Annotated in this window: 17 protein-coding genes; all 17 read left to right on the plus strand. The window is 75.4% G+C overall.

Features of this window, described 5'->3' with window-relative positions; translation table 11 throughout:
* Window positions 1-6 precede the first annotated feature (6 nt).
* From JQN83_RS06225 to JQN83_RS06305, 17 genes are read left to right on the plus strand one after another with little or no spacing between them, the layout of a single operon-like run.
* Complete coding sequence (locus JQN83_RS06225) at window positions 7-525, plus strand: phage tail protein (RefSeq protein WP_208566079.1); 519 nt, start codon at window positions 7-9, stop codon at window positions 523-525.
* Entirely contained in the window at window positions 522-1,238 is a 717-nt protein-coding gene (locus JQN83_RS06230; protein ID WP_208566080.1) for a hypothetical protein, read from the plus strand. Before JQN83_RS06225 ends, JQN83_RS06230 begins: the two co-directional genes overlap by 4 nt.
* Window positions 1,235-2,074 (plus strand): hypothetical protein, encoded by an 840-nt coding sequence (locus tag JQN83_RS06235; RefSeq protein ID WP_208566081.1) that lies wholly within the window; start codon window positions 1,235-1,237, stop codon window positions 2,072-2,074. Before JQN83_RS06230 ends, JQN83_RS06235 begins: the two co-directional genes overlap by 4 nt.
* Complete coding sequence (locus JQN83_RS06240) at window positions 2,071-3,357, plus strand: Pvc16 family protein (RefSeq protein ID WP_208566082.1); 1,287 nt, start codon at window positions 2,071-2,073, stop codon at window positions 3,355-3,357. The genes JQN83_RS06235 and JQN83_RS06240 overlap by 4 nt, the downstream gene beginning before the upstream one ends.
* On the plus strand, window positions 3,357-5,195 hold the full coding sequence (locus JQN83_RS06245) for an ATP-binding protein (protein ID WP_208566083.1): 1,839 nt from the start codon (window positions 3,357-3,359) through the stop codon (window positions 5,193-5,195). Before JQN83_RS06240 ends, JQN83_RS06245 begins: the two co-directional genes overlap by 1 nt.
* Entirely contained in the window at window positions 5,192-5,434 is a 243-nt protein-coding gene (locus tag JQN83_RS06250) for a hypothetical protein (RefSeq protein ID WP_208566084.1), read from the plus strand. Before JQN83_RS06245 ends, JQN83_RS06250 begins: the two co-directional genes overlap by 4 nt.
* Window positions 5,431-12,981: an eCIS core domain-containing protein gene (locus JQN83_RS06255; RefSeq protein WP_208566085.1), complete on the plus strand. Its 7,551-nt coding sequence runs from the start codon at window positions 5,431-5,433 to the stop codon at window positions 12,979-12,981. Before JQN83_RS06250 ends, JQN83_RS06255 begins: the two co-directional genes overlap by 4 nt.
* On the plus strand, window positions 12,978-13,622 hold the full coding sequence (locus tag JQN83_RS06260; RefSeq protein WP_208566086.1) for a hypothetical protein: 645 nt from the start codon (window positions 12,978-12,980) through the stop codon (window positions 13,620-13,622). The genes JQN83_RS06255 and JQN83_RS06260 overlap by 4 nt, the downstream gene beginning before the upstream one ends.
* Window positions 13,619-14,041 carry a hypothetical protein gene (locus tag JQN83_RS06265; RefSeq protein ID WP_208566087.1) on the plus strand — a complete coding sequence of 141 codons (423 nt, stop codon included), beginning with the start codon at window positions 13,619-13,621 and terminating at the stop codon, window positions 14,039-14,041. The genes JQN83_RS06260 and JQN83_RS06265 overlap by 4 nt, the downstream gene beginning before the upstream one ends.
* Window positions 14,034-15,185, plus strand: a complete 1,152-nt coding sequence (locus tag JQN83_RS06270) for a hypothetical protein (RefSeq protein WP_208566088.1) — start codon at window positions 14,034-14,036, stop codon at window positions 15,183-15,185. Before JQN83_RS06265 ends, JQN83_RS06270 begins: the two co-directional genes overlap by 8 nt.
* The gene (locus JQN83_RS06275; RefSeq protein ID WP_067303923.1) at window positions 15,182-15,688 is read left to right on the plus strand and encodes a phage baseplate assembly protein V; all 507 of its coding nucleotides are present in this window, start codon (window positions 15,182-15,184) and stop codon (window positions 15,686-15,688) included. The genes JQN83_RS06270 and JQN83_RS06275 overlap by 4 nt, the downstream gene beginning before the upstream one ends.
* Complete coding sequence (locus tag JQN83_RS06280; RefSeq protein WP_208566089.1) at window positions 15,688-16,032, plus strand: hypothetical protein; 345 nt, start codon at window positions 15,688-15,690, stop codon at window positions 16,030-16,032. The genes JQN83_RS06275 and JQN83_RS06280 overlap by 1 nt, the downstream gene beginning before the upstream one ends.
* Window positions 16,029-16,391, plus strand: a complete 363-nt coding sequence (locus JQN83_RS06285; RefSeq protein WP_088645888.1) for a GPW/gp25 family protein — start codon at window positions 16,029-16,031, stop codon at window positions 16,389-16,391. The genes JQN83_RS06280 and JQN83_RS06285 overlap by 4 nt, the downstream gene beginning before the upstream one ends.
* Entirely contained in the window at window positions 16,388-18,763 is a 2,376-nt protein-coding gene (locus tag JQN83_RS06290; protein WP_208566090.1) for a putative baseplate assembly protein, read from the plus strand. The genes JQN83_RS06285 and JQN83_RS06290 overlap by 4 nt, the downstream gene beginning before the upstream one ends.
* Window positions 18,760-21,216: a baseplate J/gp47 family protein gene (locus tag JQN83_RS06295; protein ID WP_208566091.1), complete on the plus strand. Its 2,457-nt coding sequence runs from the start codon at window positions 18,760-18,762 to the stop codon at window positions 21,214-21,216. The genes JQN83_RS06290 and JQN83_RS06295 overlap by 4 nt, the downstream gene beginning before the upstream one ends.
* Window positions 21,213-23,336 (plus strand): phage tail protein, encoded by a 2,124-nt coding sequence (locus tag JQN83_RS06300; protein WP_208566092.1) that lies wholly within the window; start codon window positions 21,213-21,215, stop codon window positions 23,334-23,336. The genes JQN83_RS06295 and JQN83_RS06300 overlap by 4 nt, the downstream gene beginning before the upstream one ends.
* A complete protein-coding gene (locus tag JQN83_RS06305) occupies window positions 23,333-26,764 on the plus strand; it encodes a DUF6519 domain-containing protein (protein WP_208566093.1) in 3,432 nt (1,143 codons plus the stop codon). The genes JQN83_RS06300 and JQN83_RS06305 overlap by 4 nt, the downstream gene beginning before the upstream one ends.
* Window positions 26,765-26,967 lie beyond the last annotated feature (203 nt).

A 26,967-nucleotide genomic window follows, 5' to 3' on the forward strand; every position in this document is an offset into this window, starting at 1 on the left:
TGAGTCATGGTGCAGTTCGCGGTCAACCCGACGCGCTTCGACCCGTACAAGAACTTCAAGTTCCGGGTGAAGTGGGACGGCCGCTACGTGGCCGGGGTCAGCAAGGTCAGCGCGCTGAAACGGACCACCGAGGTGGTCAAGCACCGCGACGGCGGCAACGCCTCGACCAGCCACAAGTCGCCGGGGCGTACCGAGTTCGAGGCGGTCACCCTGGAGCGGGGGCTGACCCACGACGCCGAGTTCGCCCAGTGGGCCGGACGGATCTGGGCGCTGCACGCCGGGCTCGGCTCGGAGGTGTCTCTGGCCGACTTCCGCCGGGACATCACCATCGAGCTGCTCAACGAGGCCGGCCAGGTCGCCCAGTCGTACCGGCTGTTCCGCTGCTGGGTCTCGGAATACCAGGCGCTGCCGGAGCTGGACGCCAACGCCAACGCGGTGGCGATCGAGCACATCAAACTGGAGAACGAGGGCTGGGAACGCGACGAGGCGGTGCCCGAACCGGCCGAACCCCGGCTCGGGTCGTGACCGGGGGGCCGCCGCTGACCGAGGTGGCGCTGGTCGACGCCTGGGACAGCGCGCTCGGTCGGCCCGCGCCGGTCCGGGGGTTGCTGCTGCTCGGCCGGGCCGACGCCGACCGGCTGCCGGTGGGCGAGGTGACGGCGCTGCTGCTGGCCGCCGCCGGTGACTGGACGGGCGGCCGGGTGGCGGCCACGGTGGACTGCCGGGCCTGCCCGGAGCACCTGGAGGTGGCCCTCAGCGTCGCCGACCTGCTGGCCGCCGCACCGGACCGCACCGACGCGGACCGGGCCGCCGGGCCGTTCACCCTCACCTGGCGGGGGCACCTGCTGAGCCTGCGGCTGCCCACCACCGCCGACCTGGCCGGGGCGGCCCGGGCCGGCGACGCGGCGGCGGCCGAACGGTGGTTGTTCGACGCCTGCCTGCTCGACGCCACCCCGCCGCTGGCCGACCCGTCCGCCGCGCTGCCGGCGGTGTCCGAGGCGATGGCCGAACGCGACCCGCTCGGCGTCGTCGCGGTCACGCTGACCTGTCCCGGCTGTGGCGGCAGCACCGAGGCACTGCTGGACGTGCCGGCCTGGGCGTGGCAGGCCGCCGACACCCGGGTCCGCCGGCTGCTCGACGAGGTGCACCGACTCGCCCGGGCCTACGGCTGGTCGGAGGCGCAGGTGCTGGGGCTGGGCCCGCACCGGCGGGCCGCGTACCTGGAGCGGGTCCCGTGACCGGCTACCTGGCCGCGCTGGCGGCGCTGGCCGTCGGTACCGCCCCCCGGCTGCGCCCGCGCGGCCACGGGCGTTTCGAACCGGACACCCCGCAGGTGGGCGGGTTCCTGGCCGACGAGCAGGAGTTGACCGCACCCCCGCCGGCCAGCCGGCCGGTCACCCCACCGGTGCCGGACCCGCCGCCGACGCCCCGCCCCCACGTCGCGGTGGCACCGCCCGGCCCGGTGGGGACACCCGCCTCACCGGCCGCCCGGATGCCGACCCCCGAACCGCCGCACCCGGTGCCACCGCAGGGCAGCAACGCCGCAGGGCGGCAACGCCAGGTGGCCGGGCCGAACCCGGCGGCGGCGACCCGCCCACCAGCACCCGCACCCCTGCCCGCTCCGGCGACCGGTTCCGGCTCCGTCCCGCCTGTCGGCGTGCCGACGGGCCGGGCCACGCCGCCCCCGCCGCCGGCCACCCCCACCGCCGCGCAGCGGTCCCCGCAGCCATCCCGCCGGGACCACCCGGACCGGCCGCCGGCCCACACCCCCGCCCCGCACCCCGTCGTCCCGCCCCCGGCCGTCGCGCCGGTGCGCGCCGGCACCGTGCCGCCTCCCGCACCGCCCGCCACCCCCGGGCACCGCCCCCCGGTCACCCGGGCCACCGCCCGGAGCCCGGAGCCGGTCACCGTGCACGTGCACATCGACCGGATCGAGGTACGCCTCGCCGGCAACCGGCGGCCCGCGACCGCACCGGCGGCCACCACACCGGCCACCGCCGCCGCCCCGGCCGTCGCCCCGGGGCCGGCACCGGAGTTGGAGTCGTACCTGCGCGGGGCGGGGGTGCCGCGATGAGCACCGGGTACGCCCTGGCCGCCGTCACCGCCGTGCTGCGCGGGCAGCTGATGGCCTACCTGCGGGCCACCGGCGCCTCGTCGGCGGTCGGCGGGGTCTCCGTCTCGGCGGGCCCACCGGACCGGGTGACCGTCGGCAACCAGGAGGGCAACCAGGTCAACCTGTTCCTCAGCCGGGTGACCCGGAACCCGACCTGGGCCAACCTCGGCCCGCCGCCGCGCAGCACCGGCGGGGACGACGTCGCCGCGCCGCCGCTCGGCGTCGACCTGCACTACGTGGCCAGCGTCTACGGCCACGACCCGTTGACCGGGGAGATCCTGCTCGGCCACCTGCTGGCGATGCTGCACGAGACGCCGGTGCTGACCCGGGCGACGATCCGCCGGTCACTCGCCCCCGACCCGCCCGACCCGACGCTGCCCGCCGCGGTGGCCGACTCCCGCCTCGCCGAGCAGGTCGAACTGCTCCGGGTCAGCGTCACCAACAGCCCCGGCGGGGAGGAGAGCTTCCGGCTCTGGTCGGCGTTCAGCGCGCCGTACCGCAGCAGTGTCTTCTTCGACGTGTCGGTGGTGCTGATCGACCCGCTGCGTGGTGCCCGGGAGCCCCTGCCGGTCCGCGCGGTCACCGCCGGCACCGTCGACGTCGACGGCCCCGAGGTGGACCTGGTCCGCGCCGACGGGCCGACCGGCACCCCCGTCACGGCTGGTGCGACGCTGGTGGTGACCGGCCGTAACCTGGCCGGGCCGGACGTCCGGGTGCGGATCGGGACGGCCTCGGCCAGCCCGGCCACCGCCTCGGCCGGTGAGTTGCGGCTGCCGATGTCCGCCTTCGACCGGCCCGTCGCGGCCGGGGTCCGTGGCCTGGTCGTCACCCACTCGGTGGCGTTGGGTGACCCACCCACGCCCCGGCCGGCGATCAGCTCCGACGCGGTACCGGTCAGCTACCAGCCGACGATCACCGTCGCCCCCGGCGACGTGGTGGTCGGGTCCAGCCGGACGGTCGACGGGGTGGTGCTGCGTACCGGCACGGTCACCGTCGACGTCGTGCCGGAGGTCGAGGCCGGCCAGCAGGTCACCCTCGGGCTGACCGGGGCGGGTGGCACGGTGCTCGGCGCGCCGGCCGACAACGGGGTGCCGTCCGGTGGGCAGCACACCGGGCGGATCAGCTTCGCCTTCCAGGACCTGCCCGCCGGCACCTACCTGGCCCGGTTGCGGGTGGACGGGGTGGACAGTCCGCTGCACGCCGACCCGACCGGCCGGTACGACGGCCCCGCCGTGGTGCTGTGATGCCCGCCCCACGCCCGGCCGCCCGCTGGCCCGGCCCACCGCCGGCCTCCGGGCACGACGGTGGGCTGGCCGCCGAGGTGGAGCGGATCCACCTGCTCCTCAAGGGCGAACCGGCCCCGGACGGCCCGGCCGACGGGTCGACCCCGCACCGGATCGCCACCGGGTTCGGGCTGACCGCCTTCGAACGGGACGTGCTGGTCGCCTCGGTCGCCGGGGAGTTGGGTCTGCTCGACCGACCGCCGACCTTCGCCTGGTGCCTGGACGCCCTGCCCGGCGGGCACTGGGACGCCCTCGCCGCCGACCGTCCGCTGCGCGCGGCGCGGCTGGTGGAGTTGGGTGAGGGGCCACTGCCGCACGCCCCGCTGCGGGTCGACGAGCGGGTCCTGCACGAGCTGCGCGGCGTCGGACGGCTCGACGAACGGTTGCGGCCCTACCTGGTGTCGTTGCCCCCGCCGCCGGCCGTCCTGCCGGCCAGCCGTCGCCGGGCCGCGCAGCAGCTCTGCGCCGCCTGGCAGGGCGGCCGTCGCCCGCTGCGGGTCTGCGGGCCCGACCCCGCCGACCGGGTCGACGTGCTGGCGGCGGCGTGCGCGACGGTGGGCCGGGCCGGGCACCGGGTGGCCGCAGCCGACCTGCCCCGCGCGGTGACCGACCGGGACGCGTTCGCCCGGCTGTGGAACCGGGAGGTGGTGCTCGCCGATCCGGTGCTGGTCGTCGACCTGACCGGCGACGAGCCACCCGAGGTGAGCGCCGCCGTGGCGCAGTTGCTGGCCCGGCTCGTCGGTGACGTGGTGGTCAGCGTCCCCCGCGCCGTCGCCCTCGACGGGGTGGCCCCCGGGCCGACGGTGGACCGGCCGTCCCGGGCCGAGCAGCGGGCGCTGTGGCGGGAGTCGCTGCCCGGTCACGCCGAGGCAGCCGCCGCCGTCCTGGCCCGGGAGTTCGACCTGGGACACCGGGAGATCCTCGACTCCGCCGCCCCCGGTCCGACCGTCGACCCGATGGCGGTGGCGCGGGGGCTGGTCCGTGAGCGGGTCCGGCGGGACCTGGACGGGTTGGCCGAACGGATCGACGTACGGGCCGGGTGGGACGACCTGGTGCTTCCCGCCCCCGCCCTGACCCAGCTACGTCAGTTGACCGCCGCGGCGGCCGGCCGCGCCCTCCTGGCGGAGCAGGGCTTCGCCGGTCGGACCGGCCGGGGTCTCGGGGTGGCCGCGCTGTTCGCCGGGCCCAGCGGCACCGGCAAGACCCTCGCCGCCGAGGTGGTGGCTGGCGCACTCGGGCTGGACCTGCACCGGGTCGACCTGGCGACCGTGGTGAGCAAGTGGATCGGTGAGACCGAGAAGCAGCTGCGGCGGATCTTCGACGCCGCCGAGCGGGGCGGCACCGTGCTGCTCTTCGACGAGGCCGACGCCCTGTTCGGCCGCCGGTCCGAGGTACGCGACAGCCACGACCGGTACGCCAACATCGAGGTGTCGTACCTGCTGCAACGGATGGAGCAGTACCGGGGCGTGGCGGTGCTGACCACCAACATGCGCACCGCCATCGATCCGGCGTTCCTGCGTCGGCTGCGGGTGGTGGTCCCGTTCGGACACCCCGGTCCCGCCGAGCGGGCCGGCCTGTGGCGGCGGGCCTTCCCGACCGGGGTCGCCACCGCCGATCTGGACCTGCCCCGCCTCGCCGCGCTGGACCTCACCGGTGGGGACATCCACACCGTGGCGCTGCGGGCCGCGCTGGTCGCCGCCGGGGAGGGTGACCCGGTCGGGATGCGGCACGTGCTCGACGCGGTCGCCGCCGAGTACGCCAAACACGACCGGCCCGCCGACCCCGGGTTGTGGTCATGAACATCGAGGTCACGACCATCGAGGTCGACATCCGCCGGTTGGTCCTCACCGGCGTCGACGGGCCGGTCGACGCCACCCTCGCAGCCGAGGTGGGCACCCGGTTGAGCCGGCTGGTCGCCGATCGTGGCCTGCCGTCGGCCGGCGCACCGGCCAGCGCCCCATCCGCCGGCGACGACCTGCCGACCGCGCTGGCCGAGACGATCTGGGCCCGGCTGCGGCTGCCGGGGGTGGGCCGATGACCAGCCCCGACCCGGCCACCGGCGCGGGAGCCGCCCGGGAGACTGCCGCCCACCGGGCTGCCCCACCGCCGACGCAACCCGCACCGGGCCGCGACGACGCCCTCGCCACGCTGACCCGTGAACTGGTCGACCGGTACGCCCCGGCGTTGGGGCTGCGGCCGGACGCCGTACGGGTGCACCTCGGTGCGGCGGGTCGACGGGCCGCCAACCACGGCGCGCGCGGGCTGCTCGCCGACGGCGCGGTGCACCTGGCCCCGGGCTTCGACCCGTCCCGGGCGGCCGGGCGGGCCCTGCTGGTGCATGAGTTGGGGCACCTGGCGCAGGCGACAGCCGGCACGGCGTACCCGGGGCAGCGGGCGACCGACCCGGAGGGCGAGGCGCGGGCGTTGGCCGACGCCGCCTCGGCCGGGCGGGCACTGTGGACGCCGGTGGCCCGGTTGCCGGCAGGTGCGGTCGCCGCCGACACCGGTGCGGTCGCCACCCCGCCGCGCCCGGCCAGCCCGCCGGCCCCCGACCGGGTGCCGGCCGACGAGGCCGGGACCGGCCCGTTGGAGGCGGAGCTGGGCGCGCTGGTGGAGCGCCGGTACCGGGCGGAACGGGCCCGCATGATCGACCTGCTCGACGGCCTCTGGGTCTCCGGCGACGACGTGCGGGGCTGCCTGCGGATCCTGGACACCCTGCCGTTCGTGGTCGCCCGCAGCCTGGTGCACAGCCTGCCCGCGCCCCGGCGCACCGACCTGGCCGGCAACCTCGACGACGACCACCACCGGGCGTACCCGCGTGCCGCGCTGGCCGCCCTCGGCGGGCAGACCCCCTACCTGCTGCGGGTGCTGGAAGCCGACAACGTGCACGGGTTGAGCGCCGAGGGGCTCGACCCGGTGCAGCGGCGCACCGCGCTGAACGTGCTGCGGGCCCTGCGGACCAGTGTGTTGCGGGAGCTGCTGGGCGGTGACCGCAAGGCGCAGTTCCGGGCGTTGCTGGCCGAGCGGCCCCCGTCGGGCAACGACGCCGACGCCCTGCGCGAGCAGGTCACCATCCTGGGTGGGGCGTCGGCCGACGACGCCCGCCTCGACCGGGACACCGATCTGGCCGCCCTGCTGCGGCGGGTGCAACGGTCGATCGGCGACCGTCGGGCCGACGAGGCGCTGCGCCAGCTCGCCGACCTGGCCCCCGCCGCACCCACCGCCGGTGCCCCGGCCACCGCCGCGTCGGCCGCCGCCGGGCCGCCCGAGCCGGGTCCGAGGCTGCGGTACGCGGTCCGCCAGCTCGACGACGGCGGCCACCTCGACACCCTGCTCGACCAGTTGCCGTGGGAGGAGAAGCGGGTCGACGCGCCGCTCGGCCCCCGGCTGCTGGTCGTGCTCGCCGCCCGCCCGGAGCACCGCAACCTGTCCCGGGTGGAGGGACTGCTGTCGTACGGGGTGTTCGACTGGGCGATCCGCGACCATGAGGCCCGCTTCGCGTACCTGCTGCTGCGTAGTCTCCCGCTGGCCGCGCAGGACCGGTGGCGGCGGCTGGACCAGGGCAGCTGGTTCGACCGGTTGGAGGAGAACATCCCGGCCGAGGATGTGCTCGGTGGCGGCTACACCGGCGTGGGCGCCCTCGCCGAGCCGTGGGACCGCCGCCGGCGCAGCGGCGGGCAGGTCGACGCCGAGCGGCTCGTCGCCGACATCCACCGGATCGTGCAGGACGGCCTGGACGGGGTGAAGGCCGTCGAGCTGGTCCGCCGGTTGATCGGCTACGACCGGCCGACCGGGGCGACCGCCGGGCCGGATGCCCGGGGCCGGGAGGCGTTGCGGGCCGCCGTGCACCGGCTAGACGCGCTGCGCGACCTGGACCGCATCCTCGCCGCCCTACCGGATGCGTACCTGACCCACGAGATGTGGCGGGCCGAGTTGCTCGACCTGCTGGCCCTGCGCGACCCGGCGCATCTGGAACGGCAGGTCCGTGGCCTGCTGGCGATCGGGCTGACCGACTGGGCGGTGAACCCCCGGGAGGCGTGGCTGGCCTTCCAGCTGGTGCGCAGCCTGCCGGTGGCCGACCAGACCCGGCTGGCCGCCGACGATCCGGACCGGTGGGCCCGGATGCAGTCCGGGATGACCCCGCAGATGCGCGCCTCCCTCGCCGTCACCGCGATCTCCGGTCCGCGCCGTGTGGAGGCCCGCGACCAGCTGCGCGACCGGTTGCGCGACGACCGGCTCTGGCGGGCCGGGCGGGTCACCGAGCTGCGGTCGTTGATCATCCAGGCGTACGCGCTGGACGACCGGCGGTGGGTGTTCCTGCGCTCCCGGGAGGTGCGCGCGGACCTGCTGCCCGACCTGGCGACCCTGGTGGCGGAGCTGCGGCTCTACCACGCGACCCGCCGGCCCTCGTTCGACCCGGAGTCGTTGCGCACCGACGGCCTGCCGACCGTGGTGGGTGACCTGGCCCGGCTGGTCGCGGTGGGGCTGAAGCTGCTGTTTCTCAGCCGCACCGGGTTGAGCCTGTTCACCGACGAGGTCACCGTCGACGAGTTCGACCTGCACGACGCCCAGTGGATCAGCGGCGACCTGGGTGGTGCCCGGCTGCGCGACACCGACCGGGAACGCACCAACCGGCTGTCGCTGTCGGTGGACGCCCGGCAGGGGGTGCTGCGGGTCCGGCTGCCCCGGTTGGAACTCGACGGGGTCAACCGCACCTTCACCGGCAGTTCGCTGCGGACCGGCCGGGTCACCCTGACCGACCTGGACATCGTCGCCTCGTTCTCCGACCGGGGCTACGAGCGGCCGGTCGGCGCGCAGGCCGGGATGGGCGCGTTGAGCGTCTCCGACGTGGTGTACGCCAGCGACGGGCTGCCCGGCGGGATGCTCGGCCTGACCCGGTTCGGGCTGTCCACGCTGGCGTTCCGGGCCGGGGCGACCGGGCAGGAGAACGTGACCGAGCCGGGCCGGCACGGCTGGGTCGGCATCCCCGTCATTGACCCGCTGATCCACCTGCTGCACAACGTCATCTCGTTCTACGGTGGGCTGCCGTTCCTGTCCAAGATCAGCGACGCGTTGCTGGCCCCGTACACGGCCGGAGCGCCGTTCCTGGCCCAGCAGTTCACCTCGCTGACCGCCGGGGAGATCTTCACCCCGCTGGCCAACGCGACGATCGGGCTGCTCACCGACGGGGTGTTCCGCCCGCCCCGTGGGGTCGGCGAACGGGTCACCGACGCGGTGGAGATGATGCACTCGCTGCGGGTCAGCTTCTCCAGCGCCACCGCCGAGGGGCTCTCCTTCGCCGGCCTGCAACAGGTCGGCCGGATCGAGGTGGGTCGCACGCTGATCGGGGTGGCCACCAGCCTGCCGGCCCGGTTGCGTGCCGAGCAGGAGTCGCTGCGGCTGCGCCGCGAGACCGCCACCGGGGCGCAACGTGCCAACCTGGAGGAGCGGCTGCGCGCCGTCGACAGCCAGCTCACCACGCTGGAGCCGGCCGAGCGGGAACTGGACCGGTTGGAGGCCCGGCACCGCTGGCACGCCGAGTCGCTGTCCGAGGCCGAACGCCGCCGGCTGGTGGAACTCTCCGACCAGTTGCGCCAGTCCGTCGGCGGCGCGATCGACATCGGCGGCATCCGGGTCACCGGGCTGACCGGCCGGGTCGAGGCCGCCGGGGTGGAGGTCGACCCGATCCACGCCGAGGCGTCCCTGCCGTCGCGCATCGGCGAGTACCTGCCCGACGACGAGCTGATCACCAGGTTCCGCCGCGACCGGGTCCCGGTCGACGCGGCGACGACGGCCCGGGGCAGCACCGGGTCGGCCACCCTCGCCGGGGTACGGCTGCTGCCCGGCCCGGCCGGCGCACCGGCGCTGCGGATCACCGCCGGGGACCTGCCCACCCGGGCCGACGTCGCCGCCCAACTCGCCGCGCTGCCCGCCGAGCCACGCTGGGCGGACCGGCGGGCGGAGCTGACCCGCTGGCTGACCGACCTGGACCGGTTGCGGGAGTTGGAGTCGCTGGCCGCCGAACCGGTCGACCCGGCCGGCCGCCCCCTGCCGCGACACCGCACCCGGGCCCAGGAGCAGGAGCTTCAGCTGCTGCGGGAACGGGCCCGCCGGTACTTCGGCATCACCGCCGGCGGGCTGACCGTCGGCGGGCTCGACGTCACCCTGGACCCGGCCACCCTCGGGGTGCAGGTGCGGCTGGCCGAGCTGACCGCCACCGACGTCCGGGCCGGGGCCACCAGCGTGGAGCGGTTGGCGGCGTCCCGGCTGCGGGTACGCGCCGACCTCGACACCGTCGGCGGTGGTGCGCTCCCCGCCGAGCTGGCCGGCCCGGCCGCCGCCGCGGGGTTGCCGGTCGGCCGGACCGCCGTCGGGTTCGGGGTGGGTGAACTGGCGGTGACCGGGGTCTCCGGGCCGGGCGTGCAGGCGCAGCGGATCGCGTTCACCGCACCGGCCCGCGCCGACGGCACACCCGGCGAGGCGATCCACGGCCGGGTGCTGCCCGACGGCGACGACCTGCGCCTGCCCGACCTGGTGGTGGAGCAGACCGAGCTGACCGGGTTGGCGTTGGACTCCCCCGGTCGCAGCGTCTACTCCCGGGGCAGCACCCGGATCGGTCGGATGAGCCTCGACGTGCGGGTCCGCACCGGCGTAACCGCCACCGGCCGGCAGGTCCGTGGCGCGCTGGTCCGCAACCTGGTCATCGACCGGATCGACGCCGACCGGATCGGCATGGACGTCACCGACCCGGCGCCGGGGATGAGCGTCGAGGTGGTCTCCGGCGCGCTGATCGGGGTGCGGCTGCGGGACCTCGACGTGGACCTCACCGGCGAGGAGCTGACCTACTCCGGGCGGTTGACCGTCGGTCAGCTCGACCGGCTCCGGTTCGCCGTGGTGTCCCGCGCGGTGCATGGCGGCCCGACCACGATCACCGGCACCGTGGGTGGCCGGGCGACCCGCCCGAACGCCGCCACGGTGACCGTGGACCTGATCCGGGCCGGGCCGCACCAGGTCGACCCGGTGACCGGCCGGATCCTCAGCGACCCCACCGACAGCCAACGCATCCAGCTCGACGGGCTCACCCTCACCGACACGACCCTGCGGACCCCGGACGGCGCGGTCACCGTACGCCGGGCGGGGCTCGGCGGCCGGCTGGTCACCGAGCGGGCCGGCGGGCTGCGCTTCGAGGACGTCGGCCCGGCCCGCATCGAGCTGGGCGCGATCGACTGGCGGGCCGGCGACGGGCGCATCGTCTCCCGGGGGGCGACCGTGCTGGACGGGCTGACCGCCAGCGGTCGCTGGGACAGCACGCCGGAGCAGCGCGACGCCGCCGGTCGGGTCGTCCCGGCCACCGCCGCGCTGCACCTGGAGCGGCTGCACATCGCCCGGATCACCGGGCGGGACCTGCGCTACCGCGACGGGGTGCTCGACGTCGGCCTCGGCCGACCCGAACCGCTCCCGGCCGGGGAGCCGGACCGGCCGCCGCTGGAGATCCTCGACGTGGACCTGCGCGGCCTGCGCTGGTCGGCGGCGGCGGGGGTGACCGCCGGACGGCTCACCACCGGGGCGACCCGGGTGGAGATCGCCGGCCGGATCGACGCCGCGCTGCACGTCGACGGCGCGTTGTGGGCCGCCCAGCTCACCCTCGCCTTCGGTCGGGGCGGCCGGATCCAGGCCCGGGTGGTCGGCGGTGAGGCTCAGCTCGGCGTCGGTCCCCGGCCGGGCGAACACGACCAGCACGTCAGCATCCAGGGGCTGGACACCGGCGTGGTCAGCGTCGGCCCGGACCACATCGAGATCGGCCCGGACGGGCAGCCGGGGCTGAGCCTGGCCACCATCTCGGTGGACGCGCTGAACTGGCAGGGTGCGGCGCTCGGCCTGCGGATCCCGTCGGGCGCGGGGGCGATCACCCTGCTCGGCATCAGCGCGCGGGCCCGGGTCGACCTGTGGCCGGCGGGCACGCCGGGCGGCCGGTTCCGCCGGTTGCTGCTGCGGGAGCTGGTGGTGCAGCAGACCCGGGCCAGCGGGCTGCTGGTGGATCTGCACGACGGCGTCACCATCCGGCTCAGCTCGGACATCGAGGCGGTGCTCGGGGAGCTGCGGCTGGTGCCGGCGGCCGGGCAGGACGGCTTCCTGGTGGAGGCGACCCGCACTGCGGAAGGGATGCGGATCCTCGGCGGCCTGCGGATCGGGGCCATCGAGGCGGCCCGGGTCGGCTTCGACATCGGCACGTTCCTGTCCGGCGGCACGGCCGACTTCACCGCCGGTGGGCTCAGCGTCGACTTCCTCGACCACGGTGGGCTGCGGCTCAACCTGGCGCAGCCCACGCTGACCGCGATCAGCGCCCAGGTCACCGCCGACCCGCGCCGGCAACTGCTGTTCCTCGGCGCACCGACCGGCCGCCCCGAGTACGGGCTACGGTTCACCTCGATCGGCTACGAGCAGGACCCGGCCGGGCCGGACGGCACGGCGGCCCCCGGCCGGCGGATCGCCGTACGCGGTGGTGAGGTGACCGGGCTGAGTTTCACCGACAGCGGGCTCGGGTTGTACATCTTCGTCGAGCAGGGGCTGCTCGGCGACCTCACCCACGACCTGACCAGCGGGTCGGGCGAGCTGCCGTCGTTGGACATCCGCAACGCCCGGTTCGTGCTGGACCTGGCCACCATGCTCGGCGGCGGCTCCCCGATCCCGGCCCCGCCCGCCCGGACCACCAGCGCGCAGCGCCGGGCCGCCCTGGCCGGGAAATGGGACGCCCTGGTGCGGGTGTTGGACGCCTACCGCATCGGTGAGGTGCTGGACAGCCTCAACGGGCACATCGACTTCGACGTCACCCACGACGGGTTCCTGTGGGGTGAGCGCAGCTGGGAGGTGCGGCTGGCGTTGCGTGACGGGGCGGTCGACTACCGCCGGCTCACCGGCGCGCTGCCGTGGTGGACCCCGGGCCGGTTCATCGTCGAGGGCGACGACCTGGTCTACCGGGTGCACCTGCCCAGCTTCGGGGCGGAGGGCGCTCCCCCGCCGGACAACGACATCGACCTCCTACGGTGGCAACTCGACACCGGCGAGGTCAGCCAGGCCCGCACCGAGCACCTGGTACGCCTCAACCGGCTGCTGCGGCCGACCGCCGCCTCCCGTGACGACCTGCTGCACACCATCGCCGACGTGCAGAGCGACGAACCGTCGACCGGTCCGCCCGGCAGGTTGGCGATCGGCAACGTCGACGTGGACCTGTCGATCAACAACCCCCGGGAGATCACCCTGCCGCTGGGCGGTAGCAACGAGATCGTGCTGGCCCCCGACGCGCTGGTGCACCTCGCCGTCGGCGGTGGGGTACGCCGGGCCGCCGGTGGGGGCGGCCTGCCGGGTCGGCTGCGGCCGGTGTCGTTGCAGAGCGCCACGGTGGCCCGGGTGAACCTGCTCTTCGACGGGCTCGGCCTGTCGACCGGGCAGATCCGGATCACCGACCTGACCGACTGCACCGTCGACTTCAGCGGGTTGGACCCGCTGCTGATGCAGGGCCGGATCACCCGGGCCGTGGCGGAGCGGATCCGCTGGCGGCGTCCCACCTCTGGAGGCACCCCGTGACCAGTCCCCTCAGCCCCCGGTTGCTGCGCGCCGGCCTGGTCGTGCTCGACCCGGATAGCGGGCGCAGCCGGCGGGTGATCACCCTGCAGTACAACCCGGACTCGTTGACCCGGGGCTTCCAGCTCAAGACGGCCGGGGCCGAGGGCGGGGCGCGGGGCGAGGCGTTGCGGATCACCGGCCCGCCGGTGCAGACGCTCACCCTGGAGGCCGACCTCGACGCCGCCGACCAGCTCACCGACCCCGAGGCGGTGGAGCTGGGGTTGACCGCCCAGCTGGCCGCCCTGGAGTCGCTGGCCTATCCCAGCCTGGCCGCGGTGCAGGACGCCGCGGCGCTGTTGGCCGCCGGCACCCTGGAGGTGGTGCCGCCGCCGGCGCCGCTGGTGCTGCTGGCCTTCGGACGACGCCGGCTCTGGCCGGTACGGATCACCGAGCTGACCATCACCGAGGAGGCGTTCGACCCGATGCTGAATCCGATCCGCGCCAAGATCCGACTGGGTCTGCGGGTGTTGACCGTCAACGACGTGGGCACCGACGGCCGGGCCGGTGGCCTGGCCATGGCCGCCCACCAGCAGCTCGAACAGCTCGCCGGCCGGGCGCGCGGCGGGCGGCTGGCCGACCTCGGCATCGACCGGCTGCCATGAGCGACCCGACGGACACCGATCCGGCCCTGGTGGCCGCGCAGAGCCGGGTCGCGCAGACCCTCTTCGCCGCGACCGGCGCGGGTGGCGTCGACACGCCGGCACCCGGGGCGGTCCCCCCCGACAGCCGGTACGCCACCGTGGGCACCACCGTCACCGTCGACCCGGACACCGGTCGGGAGGTCGTGCACCTGCGTCGCCGGTTCGTGCCGCCCGCGGACCGGCTCGCCACCGCCGGCTGGGAACCGGTCGCCGACGGGGACCGGGTGGACCTGCTGGCCGGTCGGACCGTCGGCGACCCCACCGCGTTCTGGCAGCTCTGCGACGCCAACGGCGTCTTCGACCCGGCGGAGCTGGAGCAGCCGGGCCAGGTGGTCCGGGTCGCCCTGCCCGAGGGGTTCCCGGGGGGCCTCGATGCCTAGCGGGGTGCGGTTGCAGGTGCTGACCGGGCCGTTGACCTTCCGGCCGGCCCCGATGGAGCTGGTGGCGGCGGTGCAGGAGGCGCAGGTCACCCAGAACGCCGGGCAGCGCTCGGGCTTTCAGCTGCGCCTGGCGCTGGGCCGGGGGTCGCTGGTGGAGCGGATGCTCGCCGACGGCAGCCTCGACCCGCCGACCCGGCTGCTGCTGGTGCTGCACGTCGACGGCCGGCCGCAGGTGCTCTCCGACGGGGTGGTGACCCGGCACGACGTGGCCCGCAGCAACGACGCGGGCGCGTCGACGCTCACCCTCACCGGGGTGGACGTGAGCCAGATGATGGACCTGATCGACCTGTCGGACCTGCCGATGCCGATGCCGGCGGAGGCCCGGGTGCTGACCCTGCTCGCCCCGTTCGCCGCGTACGGGGTGGTGCCGATGGTGGTGCCCAGCGTGCTGGTGTTCGCGCCGAACCCGGTGCAGCGGATCCCGGCGGTACGCGGCACCACCTTCGCGTACGTGTCGCAGCTCGCCGACGAGGTGGGCTACACGTTCTATGTGGAGCCGGGGCCGACCCCGGGGATGAACACCGCCTACTGGGGGCCGGAGGTGCGGGCCGGTCAGCCGCAGCCGGCGTTGACGGTCAACGCCGACGCGGGCGCCAACGTGGAGTCGTTGTCGTTCTCCTTCGACGGGGTGCAGAAGACCGTCTACCTGCTCACCGCGTTCCCGGAGCAGGTACGGGTGCCGATTCCGCTGCCGGTGCCGGACGTCAGCCCGCTCAACCCGCCGCTGGGCCGCAAGATCCCGATTCCGTTGTCGTACCGGCGGATGAACATCGGGCGGTCGAACCCGGGCGGCACCGACGACGCCACCGCCCGGATGGACGTCGTCCAGACCCTCGCCCGGGGCCTGGCCCGGGCCGCCCAGTCGGCGAACGTGATCACCGGGTCCGGCTCGTTGGACGTGCTGCGCTACGGCCGGCTGCTGCGCTGCCGGCGGCTGGTCGGGGTGCGCGGGGCGGGTCGCGCCTACGACGGTGAGTACGTGGTGCGCAGCGTGACCACCACGGTCAAGGCGGGCGAGGTCAAGCAGCGGTTCACCCTGGGCCGCAACGCCCAGGTCTCCACCTCGGGAAGGGCACAGCCATGACGACGAGGTACTACGGCAAGTATCGCGGCACGGTGGTCAACCACCTCGATCCGTTGCAGCAGGGCCGCATCCAGGTGACCGTTCCGGACGTCACGCTCCCCCCGTCGAGCTGGGCGATGCCCTGTTTCCCGCTGGCCGGCATCCAGGCCGGCATGTTCGCCGTGCCGTTGCCGGGCACCGGGGTGTGGGTGGAGTTCGAGCAGGGCGACGCCGACCATCCGATCTGGACGGGCTGCTGGTACGGCTCCAAGGCGGAGATCCCGGCGCTGGTGTCGTCGGCCCCGCCGCCCACCCCGCCGATCGTGTTGCAGACCCCCGGCCAGGCCACCCTGATGATCTCCGACGCTCCCGGCCCGACCGGCGGCATCCTGCTCAAGACGCTGACCGGGGCGATGATCTCGATCAACGACACCGGGATCATCATCTCCAACGGCAAGGGTGCCTCGATCACCCTGGTCGGGCCGACCGTCGCGGTCAACCAGACCGCGTTGACGGTGACCTGATGCCCGGCCCGCTGCTGCACGTCGGTGCCGTGCTCACCTGCCCGCACACCGGCCCGGTCACCCCGCAGACCGGCAACGCGCGGGTGCTGGTCGGCGGCCTGCCGGTGGTCACCGCCACCGACGCGTACCCGGTCACCGGGTGCCCGTTCCAGGTGCCGGTGGGCGCGGGCACCAAACCGCAGCCCTGCGTCCAGCTCCGGTGGACCACCCCGGCGGCCCGGGTGCTGGTCAACGGGCAGCCGCCGGTGCTCGCCACCAGCGCCGGGCTCGGGGTCAGCGCGGAGGGCATTCCGCAGGGGCCGCCGACGGTGGCCGGCGTCCAGGTCCGGGCGGTGGCGTCATGACCTACCCGGCGTTTCCGTGGCGACCGGACAACCGGGGCCGCTCCGGCCTGGCCGGCCCGGAGCGGCACGTCGCCGACCTGGTGGAGGCGGTGCTGTTCACCGCCCCCGGCGAACGGGTCAACCGGCCGGACTTCGGTGCGGGTCTCGGCCAGTTGCTGTTCGCCCCGGTCGACGACGCGGTGGTGGGCACCGCCGAGTTGCAGGCCCGCAGCGCGTTGCAGCGCTGGCTCGGTGAGCTGATCGAGGTCGACGACGTCCGGGTCGACCTGGCCGAGGCGGCGGTGCGGGTGCACGTCGGGTACCGGCTGCGGGCCACCGGCCGGCCGGCGCAGGTGTCGGTGGAAAGGGGTGCGGGATGAGCGTGCGCTGCGACGACGACGAGCGGCGGGCCGAGGTGGGCCGGCCGGGCAGCGCCTTCAACGGCATCGACTGGGTCGAGGTGGACGCCACCGACCAGCGGCTGCTGCACGTCGGTTTCCTGCACCCGTTGCCCGGCCAGACCGGCGGGGTGCCCGCCGGGGCCGCGCTGGCGGTGGGGAACGTACTGGTCGACGGCGGGGTCCGGATCACCGGTGTGCGGGTGCTCAGCGTCGCCGCCAACGGCGCGGAGTTGACCGTCCGGGTGGACCGGGCCGGTGACTTCTCCCCGTACACCCTGCGGTTGGTGCGCTCGGCGGTGGACGACCGGGTGCCGCCCGGGTTCGACCCGGTGCTGTCGGTGCAGACCTTCTCCTTCAAGGCCAACTGTCCCAGCGACCTGGACCCGGCACCGGCCGCCCCCACCGTGACGCCGCCGCCGACCACCGCGCCGGCCGACTACCTGGCCAAGGACTACGCCGGGTTCCGGCGGCTGATGCTCGACCGGCTCGCCGCCCTGCCCGGTGGGGCCGAACGGCACCCGGCCGACCCGCTGATCACGGTGGTGGAGGCGCTGGCGCACGTCGCCGACCGGTTGTCCTACCGGCAGGACGCCGCCGGCACCGAGGCGTACCTGGGCACCGCCCGCAGCCGAATCTCCGTGCGCCGGCACGCCCGGCTGCTGGACTACGCGGTGCACGACGGTTGCGCGGCCCGCGCCTGGCTCAGTGTGCGGGTGGCCGCCGGGTCGGACGTGGAGAGCCGGGGTGTGCCCGCCGGGACCCCGGTGCTGGCCGCCGACCGGGCCACCCCGGCGGTACGGCCCACCGACGCGGCGGCGCTACTGGCCGACGGCGCGACCGGCTTCGAGACGCTGACCCCGCTCGTCCCCCGGGCCGCCCGCAACGAGATCGCCCTGTACGTGTGGGGCGGCCGGGACTGCGGGCTGCCCGTCGGTGCGACCCGGGCCACCCTGGTCGACCTGCCGGCCACCGGCCTGGCCGCCGGTGACCTGCTGCTGCTGGAGGAGGTGCTCTCCCCGCAGACCGGCAGACGCGCCGACGCCGACCCCACCCACCGGCAGGTGGTCCGGCTGGTGTCGGCGAACCCCACCACCGACCCGGTCACCGGGGTGGCCGTGCTGGAGGTCGAGTGGAGCGCCGCCGACCGGTTGGCCTTCCCGCTGACCGTCACCGCCTCCGTCGCCGGCACGGGCACCGGCCAGCTGGTGACCTGTGCGGTGGCCCGGGCCAACCTGGTCGCCGTCCAGCACGCCAGCGCGGTGTCCGGGCAGCTCCCGGCCGCCGCCGAACACCGGTGGCGGCCGGTGCTGACCGGCGAGCCGGTCGCCTCGGCGGTGCCGTTCCCGACCGACACCCCGGCCAGTCAGGCCCTCGACCAGGACCCGCGTGCCGCGGTGCCGCTGATCCGGTTGGAAACCATCGAGGGCAGTTGGCGGCCCCGCCGGGACCTGCTCAACGCCGACCGCTTCGACCAGGGTTTCGTCCCGGAACGCGAACGCGACGGCCGGGTGAGCCTGCGGTTCGGCGACGACGTGTCGGGGCGGCGACCACCGGCCGGCACGGTCTTCCAGGTCACCTGGTGGCGCGGCGGCGGGGCGGCCGGCAACCTCGGCCACGACGCGCTGACCACCCTGGTCACCGACCGGGTCGGGCTGCTCGCCGCGACCAACCCGCTGCCCGCCGTCGGTGGCACCGATCCGGAGGACATCGAGCACGCCCGGCAGCACGCCCCGGTCGCCTTCGCCACCCAGGAACGGGCGGTCACCACCGCCGACTGGGTGGCGGCGGCCCTGCGGCTACCCGAGGTGGCCAACGCCACCGCCCGGGTCCGCTGGACGGGGTCGTGGTGGACGGTCTTCCTCACCCTCGACCTGGCCGGCGGGCAGCGGCTCACCGACGAGCCGGCGCTGGCCCGACGGCTGGCCGGGCGGCTCGACCGGTTCCGCGTCGCCGGGTACGACCTGCAACTGCGCGACCCGGTCGACCTGCCGGTGGAGCTACGGCTGTGGGTGTGCGTCACCCCGGGCGCGTTCCGGTCCGACGTACGCCGGGCCCTGCTGGACCTCTTCTCCGCCCGCGACCTGCCCGGTGGGGTGCGGGGCTTCTTCCACCCCGACCGGTTCAGCTTCGGCACCCCGCTCTACGTCAGCCAACTGCTGGCCGCCGCGGTCGGTGTCCCCGGGGTCACCGACGTCCGGGTGACCGAGCTGCACCCGGTGGGCGTGGTGGCCGGCGGCGAACTGGCCGCCCGGGTGCTGCGGGCCGGCGACACCGAGGTGATCCGCCTCGACAACGATCCCAGCGTGCCGGAGCACGGCATCCTGCACCTCGACCTGGTGGGTGGACTGTGACCTCACGAGTGGGCCGGGGGCCCAACCCGCCCGGCCGCAGTGGCATCGCCTACCGGCTGGGCCGGCAGGCCGACTTCGCCGCCGACCTGGTGGCCCGGCTCGGTGGGCGGCCGGAGCTGGCCGGGCTGACCACCCGGGAGGTCGACGACCCGGCGGTGGCGCTGCTGCACGCCTGGGCGACGACCCTGGACGTGCTCGCCTTCTACCAGGAGCGGATCGCCAACGAGGGTTTCCTCGGCACCGCCACCGAACGCGGTTCGGTGCTGATGCTGGCCCGCGCGATCGGCTACGAGCTGCGCCCCGGCGTGGCCGCGACGACGTGGCTGTCGTTCACCGTCACCGCCACCCCCGGTGCCCCGGACGGGGTGCCGATCCCGGCGGGCAGTCAGGCGCAGAGCGTGCCCGGCCCCGGCGAGCTGCCGCAGGTCTTCGAGACGGTGACGCCGCTGCTGGCCCGGCCGGAACTCAACGCGGTGGGGTTGCGGGTCACCGCGCCCCGCGCGCCCCGCCCGGGCGACGCCACCCTGTACCTGGCCGGCACCGACACCGTGCTTACCCCGGGGGGTGCGCTGCTGGTGCTCGGCCCCGACTGGTTCGACGTCCGTCGGGTGCGCGCGGCCACCGCGGTGCTGCCGGCGGCGGCCACCGCGCTGGACGGCGGTGCGGTGGTGCCGGCGTACACGGTGGTCGGGTTGGACGCGGCGGTGACCGCCCAGCCGCTCGGCACGGACCTGCGTCAGCCGGGACGGGACGTGCAGGTGCACCTGCTGGCGCAGCGGGCCGCGCTCTTCGGGCACCAGGCGCAGCCGTGGTCGGCGCTGCCGGTGGCGCTGCGGGTCGGTGAGTTGAACCCGGGCACCAACCAGGTGCTGCCGGGCGCGTACGCCACCCGCAAGGACAGCTGGGTGGACGCCCCGCTGGGCAGCCAGGAGCGGACGCTGCACCTGGACCAGTCGTACCCGTCGATCGTGGCCGGGTCGTGGCTGGTCCTGGAGACCGCCGGGGTGCCGCAGCTGCGCCGGGTCGACGCGGTGGCGGAGGTGCCGGTGGCCGACTTCGGCATCGCCGCCCGCACCACCCGGGTCACCGTGGCCGGCGGCGACTCGAACATGTTCTCCCGGCGCACCACCACCGTGCTCGGCGACAGTCGGTTGCTGCCGCCGGCCGCCGCACCGCTGACCGCCCCGCTGACGGCGACGGCGACCCTGGAGCTGGCCCGGCCGACGCCGGGGCTGGAGCCGGGCCGCCCGCTGGTGCTCACCGGTGTCGACCCGGACGGCGGGCCGGTCGGCGAGGTGGTGACCGTGCTGCGGGTGCGGAACGAGACCACGGTGGACCTGACGGCCAACGTGACGCGGCGTTACCGGCGCGACAGCGTCCGGGTGCTGGGCAACGTGACGGCGGCGACCCACGGGGAGAGCCGGGCGGAGGTGCTCGGGGGCGGCGACGCACGGCGGGCGTTCCAGCGGTTCAGCCTGCGGCACGTGCCGCTGACCTATGTGCCCGCCGCGACCGCGAGCGGCTCCCGCACCACCCTGGCGGTCTGGGTGGACGGGGTGCGCTGGCAGGAGGTTCCGGCGCTGCTCGGGCAGGCCCCCTCCGCCCGGGTCTACACCGTGCGCCGGGCCGACGACGGCACCGTCACGGTCACCTTCGGCGACGGCCTGACCGGGGCCCGGCTGCCCACCGGGCAGGACAACGTGGTGGCCACCTACCGCAGCGGCGTCGGGCGGCTGGCCGATCTGGCACCCGGCCGGTTGACGATCCCGCTGTCCCGGCCGCTGGGCCTGATGGAGGTCGGCAACCCGGTGCCCGCCGCGGGGGCCGACGACCCGGAGGGGGTGGACCGGGCCCGTCGCAACGCGCCGCTGGCGGTACGCACCCTGGGCCGGGTCGTCTCGCTGGACGACCACGCCGACTTCGCCCGCGCCTTCGCCGGGATCGGCAAGGCCCGCGCGGACCTGGTCTGGGACGACGCCCGGCAGCTGGTCCTGCTCACCGTCGCCGGCCCGGACGGGGCGGAGATCCCGCCGGACGCGGCGGTGCGCGCCGACCTGCTGCGGGCCCTGGACGCCGCCCGCCAGGCGACCGTGCCGGTGCGGATCCTCGGCCACCACCGGCGTCGGGTGGCGGTGACCGCCCGGCTGTTGCTGGCCGCCGGGCACCGGTTCGCGGCGGTCTCGACCGCCGCCCGCGCGTCGCTGGTCGCCGGGTTGAGCTTCGACGCCCGCGACTACGCCCAGCCGGTACGCGCCAGCGAGGTGCAGGCGCTGCTGCACCGGGTGCCCGGCGTCACGGCGGTGGTGCTGGAGCTGCTGTACGACGCCGGGCAGCCACCGGCCCGCCTCGACGTGATCACCGCCGCGCCGGCCCGTCGGGTCGGTGACGTGCTGCTGCCCGCCGATCTGCTCACCGTCGACGCCGGTGACGTCACCCTGCTGGAGGCATCGTGAGGGCCGAGGAGATCTGGGGCCTGCTGCCGGCCGCGCTGCGCAGCCAGGACGAGGCGGCCGGCGGGGTGCTGCACGCGCTGGTGGAGGTGATGGCCGAGCAGGCCGTCGCGTTGGGTGCCGACGTGGACCAACTCACCGACGACTGGTTCGTGGAGACCTGCGCCGAGTGGGTGGTGCCCTACCTGGGTGAGCTGGTGGGGGCGGGTCAGTTGCATCCGCTGGCCGACGGCACCGGCCTGTCCGACCGGGCCCGGGTCGCCGACACCATCCGGTTCCGCCGACGCAAGGGCACCGCCGCCGCGTTGGAGGAGCTGACCCGGGCCAACACCGGCTGGAGCGCCGCCGTCGTCGAGTTCTTCGAACGGCTGGTGGCGACCCAGCACGTCAACCACGTCCGCGACGCGCCGGCCACCGCGTCGATCCGGGCCGCCGCGCCGTTGGAGCTGGTCGGTGGGCCCTTCGAGACGGTCTGCCGGACGGTGGACGTACGGGCGATGGACGCCGGTCAGGGCCGCCCCAACATCGGGCACATCGGCCTGTACGTGTGGCCGCTGCCGTCGTACCGGCTGGACCGGGCCACCGCCGCACCGGCCGTGGTGCCGGCGGACGGCCGGTGGTGGATCGACCCGGTGGGGGTGGGCCGGCAGCTGACCGGGCCGACGGTGACCGAGCCGGACATCGACCACCGGGCCGACGAGGCGAACGTGCCCGGTCCGCTGCGCCGCCGGCCGTTGCGCGACGAGTTGGCGGCGCTCGCCGGCGGCACCCCGCCCCCACCCGAGCAGCGGCGCTGGTTCCGCGACGACGACCCGTCGTTCGTGGTGTGGATCCAGCCCACCCCGGCCGACGAGCTGCGGCCGGTCCCGCTGGACCTGCTACGGATCTGCGACCTGGCCGGCTGGGAGCTGCCGACCGGCAGTGTGGTGCGGGTCGACCCGGTGCGCGGCCGGATCACCGTCGCCGCCGGTCGGCCCGTGCACCGCCTCGCGGTCTCCTGGTGGTACGCGTTCAGCGCCGACGTCGGCGCCGGGCCGTACCCCCGCCGGGGTGACCTGGGGGCGGCGGACGGGCCGGTGGACTGGCAACTCGCGGTGAGCGTGACCGAACCGCCACGGGCCGGGGAGGTCGTCGCCTCGCTGGGTGAGGCGGTGACCGCCTGGCACGACTTCCAGGCCACGCACCCGGGCAGCACCGGCCGGATCGTGGTGCTGGACAGCCACCGTTACCGGGAGAACCTGTCGGTGCGGGTGGGGCAGGGCAGCCGGTTGAGTGTGCTGGCCGCGCAGTGGCCCCGGCCGCCGGACCGGCCCCGGCGGCAGACCGACCTCGACCCGGTCGGGGTGCGTCCCTGCCTGCTGGGCACGCTGGCCGTCACCGGCGTCGGTGTCGGGGACCGCCCGGGTGAGCTGGTCGCCGACGGGCTGCTGGTCGCCGGGGCGGTGACCGTCGCCGCGCCCGGTGACGGCGGACCGGGCCTGGGCCTGGTGGAGTTGCGGCACTGCACCGTCGGCCCGGCGGCGACCGGGCTCACCGTCACCGCCGGCAACGACCGGACCCGGGTGGTGGTGCACCGCTGCGTGACGGGTGCGCTGACCACCACCGACGGCCCGTTGACCATGACGGACACGCTGGTGCACGGCCCGGTGGCCGCCGGGGACGCGGCGGCGGAACTGGCCGGGGTGACGGTGCTGGGCACCACCACGGCGCGGGTGCTGACCGCCACCGACTGCCTGTTCGACCAGCAGGTGACGGTGGCCCGCCGGCAACAGGGGTACGTCCGCTTCAGCTACCTGCGGCCCGGCTCGGTCACCCCGCGCCGCTACCGCTGCCAACCGGACCTGGCCCAGCAGGCTCAACCCGACGACCCGGACGTGGCCACCCGGGTCGGGCCGGCCTGGGCGAGCACCCGCTACGGCGACGCCACCTACGGCCGGCTCGCCGACACCGCCGCCACCGAGTTGCGTACGGGGGCGGAGTCCGGGGCGGAGCTGGGGGCGTTCCGGCGTGCCCTGACCCCGCAACGCCTGCACAACCTCACCCTCGCGCTGGCGGAGTACCTGCCGCTGGGGCGGGTGGCCGCTGCCCTGCCCGTCCTGCCGACCGGAGGTACCACACCATGAAGGGCGACATCAGCCGCGTCACGTTCGACCAACGGCGGCACGCGACGAGCGTCCGCAAGCAGCAGGGCCGGGTCGACCTGGACGCGGACTGGAACGAACAGCAGGACATCCAGGCGCACCTGCGGGCCACCGCGCTGACCGACGTGGTCGGCGCGGCCGGTGCGCCGCTGGTCGGCGGGGCGTTCGGGTTGACCGGCGGGGCCGACCTGAAGCTGTCGGCCGGCCGCTACTACCTCGACGGGGTGCTCTGCGAGAACGACACCCCGGTGTCCGTGTTCGCCCAGCCGGACCTGCCGGCGGCCGGCCCGTTCGTCCGTAAGCTCGACGGCTCCTGGCTGGCCGGTGGCACCCCGGTGCCGCCGGGGGTGTACGCCGCCTGGTTGCAGGGGTGGTCGCAGCACGTGACGGCGATCGAGGACCCGGCGCTGCGGGAGGTCGCCCTCGGCGGGCCGGACACCACCACCCGGCTGCGGACCGTGTGGCAGGTGCGGTTGTTGCAGGCCGGGCCGCCCAACACCCCGGTCGGCTGCGCGGACACCCCACCCGGCTGGGCGGAGCTGACCGCCGCCTCCACCGGCACCCTCGCGGTCCGTGCCGACCCGACGGGCAGTTCCGGGGGTGACTGCGTGATCCCGACCGGGTCGCCGTACACCGGGCTGGACAACCAGTTCTACCGGGTGGAGATCCTGACCGGTGGGGCGCCCGGGGTGGCCGGTTTCGTCTGGTCCCGGGACAACGCTGCCACGGTGGCGACCTGGGAGAGCATCGATGTCGACGTGCTGACGGTGAAGGTCCCCGGCCGCGACGGCAGTGCCGGCTTCACCAACGGCTCCTGGGTGGAGCTGACCGACGACGGCCGGGAGCAGAACGGCCTGCCGGGCACGTTGGTGCAGGTCGACCGGGTGGAGGGGGACCGGATCGTGATCCGGCCGGGCACCGCCACCGGCAGCCTCGACCGGGCGGACTTCCCGTCGCGGCCCCGGGTCCGCCGCTGGGACGGCCGGGGCACCGTGCCGGCCGGCGGCGTCGAGGTGGACCTGGAACTCGGCATCAAGATCCGGTTCTCGGCGGCGGGCAGCTTCCGCACCGGCGACTGGTGGTCGTTTCCGGCCCGCTCGGCGCTGCACGACGTCCAGTGGCCCCGGGTCGGCACCACGCCGGTGGCGCAGACCCCGCACGGGCCGCGTCGGGCGCACGGCCGGATCGGCATCGTGAGCTGGGACGGCAGCCAGTGGAGCGTGCTACGCGACTGCCGGCCGGTGTTCGCCCCGTTGACCGGGCAGGCCACGCTGAGCCTGCTCGGCGGGGACGGCCAGGAGGCGGTGCCGGTGCCGGGCAGCCCGGCGACCCTGGTGCCGCTCGGGCACGACCTGGTCACCGGGGTGGCGATGGGCGGTCAGCCGGTCGCCAAGGCCCGGGTCCGGTTCACCGTCACCGGCGGGGCTGGCCGGCTCACCGCCGGGGCGGTCACCGCCACCACCGTCACCGTGGAGACCGGTGCCGACGGCCGGGCCCGCTGCGCCTGGCAACTCGACTCGGCCGCCGCCACCCAGGAGGTCACCGCCCAACTCCTCGACGAGGCCGGGCAGCCGGCCCACCTGCCGTTGACCTTCACCGCCGCGCTGTCGCGCGCCGACCGGGTGTCGTACGACCCGACCGGGCGGCCGTCGCTGGCCGGGGCGACCACCGTCCAGGCCGCCATCAACCAGCTCGCCGCGTCCGCCACCGGTGGGTGGGCGACCATCACCATCCGGCCGGGCATCGACTGGGTGCAGGCGCTCACCACGCTGCCTGCCGGGGACGTGCTGATCTGCTTCGCCCCCGGCCTCTACACCAGCACCGTGCCGGTCACCTTCACCGGCCGGGCCAACATCCGGGTGCTGGGCAGCGGGCCGGCCAGTCGGATCCGGGTGCAGGGTCAGGAGTTCGCGCTGATGTTCGTCAACTGCGGCACCGTGTCGGTGTCGCACCTGGCGGTGGAGACTCCCGGCCCGGCTGCCGCCGAGGGGCGGCTCGGCCCGGTGTCGGCGCTCAACTGCGCCGAGGTGACGATCGAGCACTGCCAGCTCACCGGGGTGGCCGGCGCGTCACCGCAGAGCACCTGCCTGACCGTCCGCAACGACCAGGGCGCGGCCCCCGGGAAGGTCCGGGTGCTCGACTCGGACTTCCTCATCGGCCACGGCCAGCAGGGTGTGTTGCTGGTGAACCCGGACCACGCGGTGATCACCCGGTGCCGGTTCTCCTGCCCACCCCGGCCGGCCTCGCTGACCCTGGCCGAGCTGGTCAAGGACCAGAAGTTCCGCAGCCAGCTCGCCACCCAGTTGGTGGGGAGGCTCGCCCTGGACCGCGACGACCGGTTGGAGACGGGCGAGTGGAACACCGTGGTCCGGGTCGGCCGGTGGGGCGTACGGATGAACTCGATGGTCCCGCAGAGCGAGTGGAAGACCCTGACCACCCTGCGCCCGCCCACCGCCGAGGACCAGCGCACCGCCGGGGCCGCCGAGGCGTACGTGCTGCGGCTGGCGGACCTGGCCACCGAGGACCCGGCCCAGCTGCCCTCGTACAAGCGGCAGCTCACCTCGCTCAAGGGGCGGCTCGGGCAGAACGCCGGGCGGATCTTCGACACCGACGAGGGCCGCAAGACGCTGCGCGATTACCTGGTCGGTGAGGGGATCGACGTGCGGGAGGCCGACGACATCGCCCGCGACCGCCGGGAGGTGGCACTGCCGGCGCCGGGGGCGAGCCTGCGCTTCGATTCGGCGTTGAGCCAGGGCGCCTGGGAGGCGGCGGTGGCCGCGTCGCCGCCGTCGCGCCCGGTGCAGACCCCGTCGGCGGCGGCGAAGCACCTGCGCAGCGTCGCCGACCGGATCCTGCTGGAGCCGGCCTTCGGCGAGAAGTACGCCGGTGGTTACCGGCGGGACCTGACCGCTGCGGCGGAGGTCTCCGTCGGGGCCTGCGCGGTGGTGATCGGCGGCGGTACGGCGGTCGGCGACGTCGAGGTCTCCGACTGCCGCATCGACCAGGTCGCCGAGGGGATCCACATCGGGGTCTCCTACCACAAGGGACCGCCGATCCAGGGCCGCACCATTCGGGTGACCGGCAACGACATCCACCTCTACCAGGCGTGGTGGCGTGGTTCGGGCACCATCCGGGGCATCAAGATCGGCAGCATCCGGCACGTGTTCGTCTCCGACAACCGGATCTCGGTGGCCGCCGGGGCGGGCGTCGGCATCTGGGCCTTCGCCGCCGGGGGTCCGATCATGGCGATCCGCGACAACCTGGTGCAGAACTGCGAGCCGGCGATCCTGTGCAACCCGTCCTGGTCGGGGGCGCCGGCGAAGCGGCTGTGGTCGGTCACCGACAACGTCTCGTCGAACGGTTCCATCCAGGTGGCCGGGGGTGCGCGCAGCTCGGGCAACGTCAGTTGAGCTGTCACAAGCACGACTGCGTCGGCCCGGCGGGCGGGACTACGCTCATGGTGACTGCCACTTAGCACGGTTGCGGATTGCAGATGTGGTCTAGGGGTTCAAATCCTCTGGTAGTCGCCAACAAACGGCAGGGCGGGCCCTCGGGCCCGCCCTGTTCGCCTCGTGCGGGCCGGTGCCCACGCCGCCGGTGCGGGCGACCGCGC

This window comes from Micromonospora antibiotica (genome assembly GCF_017599305.1).
GTDB classification, from domain to species: Bacteria; Actinomycetota; Actinomycetes; order Mycobacteriales; family Micromonosporaceae; genus Micromonospora; species Micromonospora antibiotica.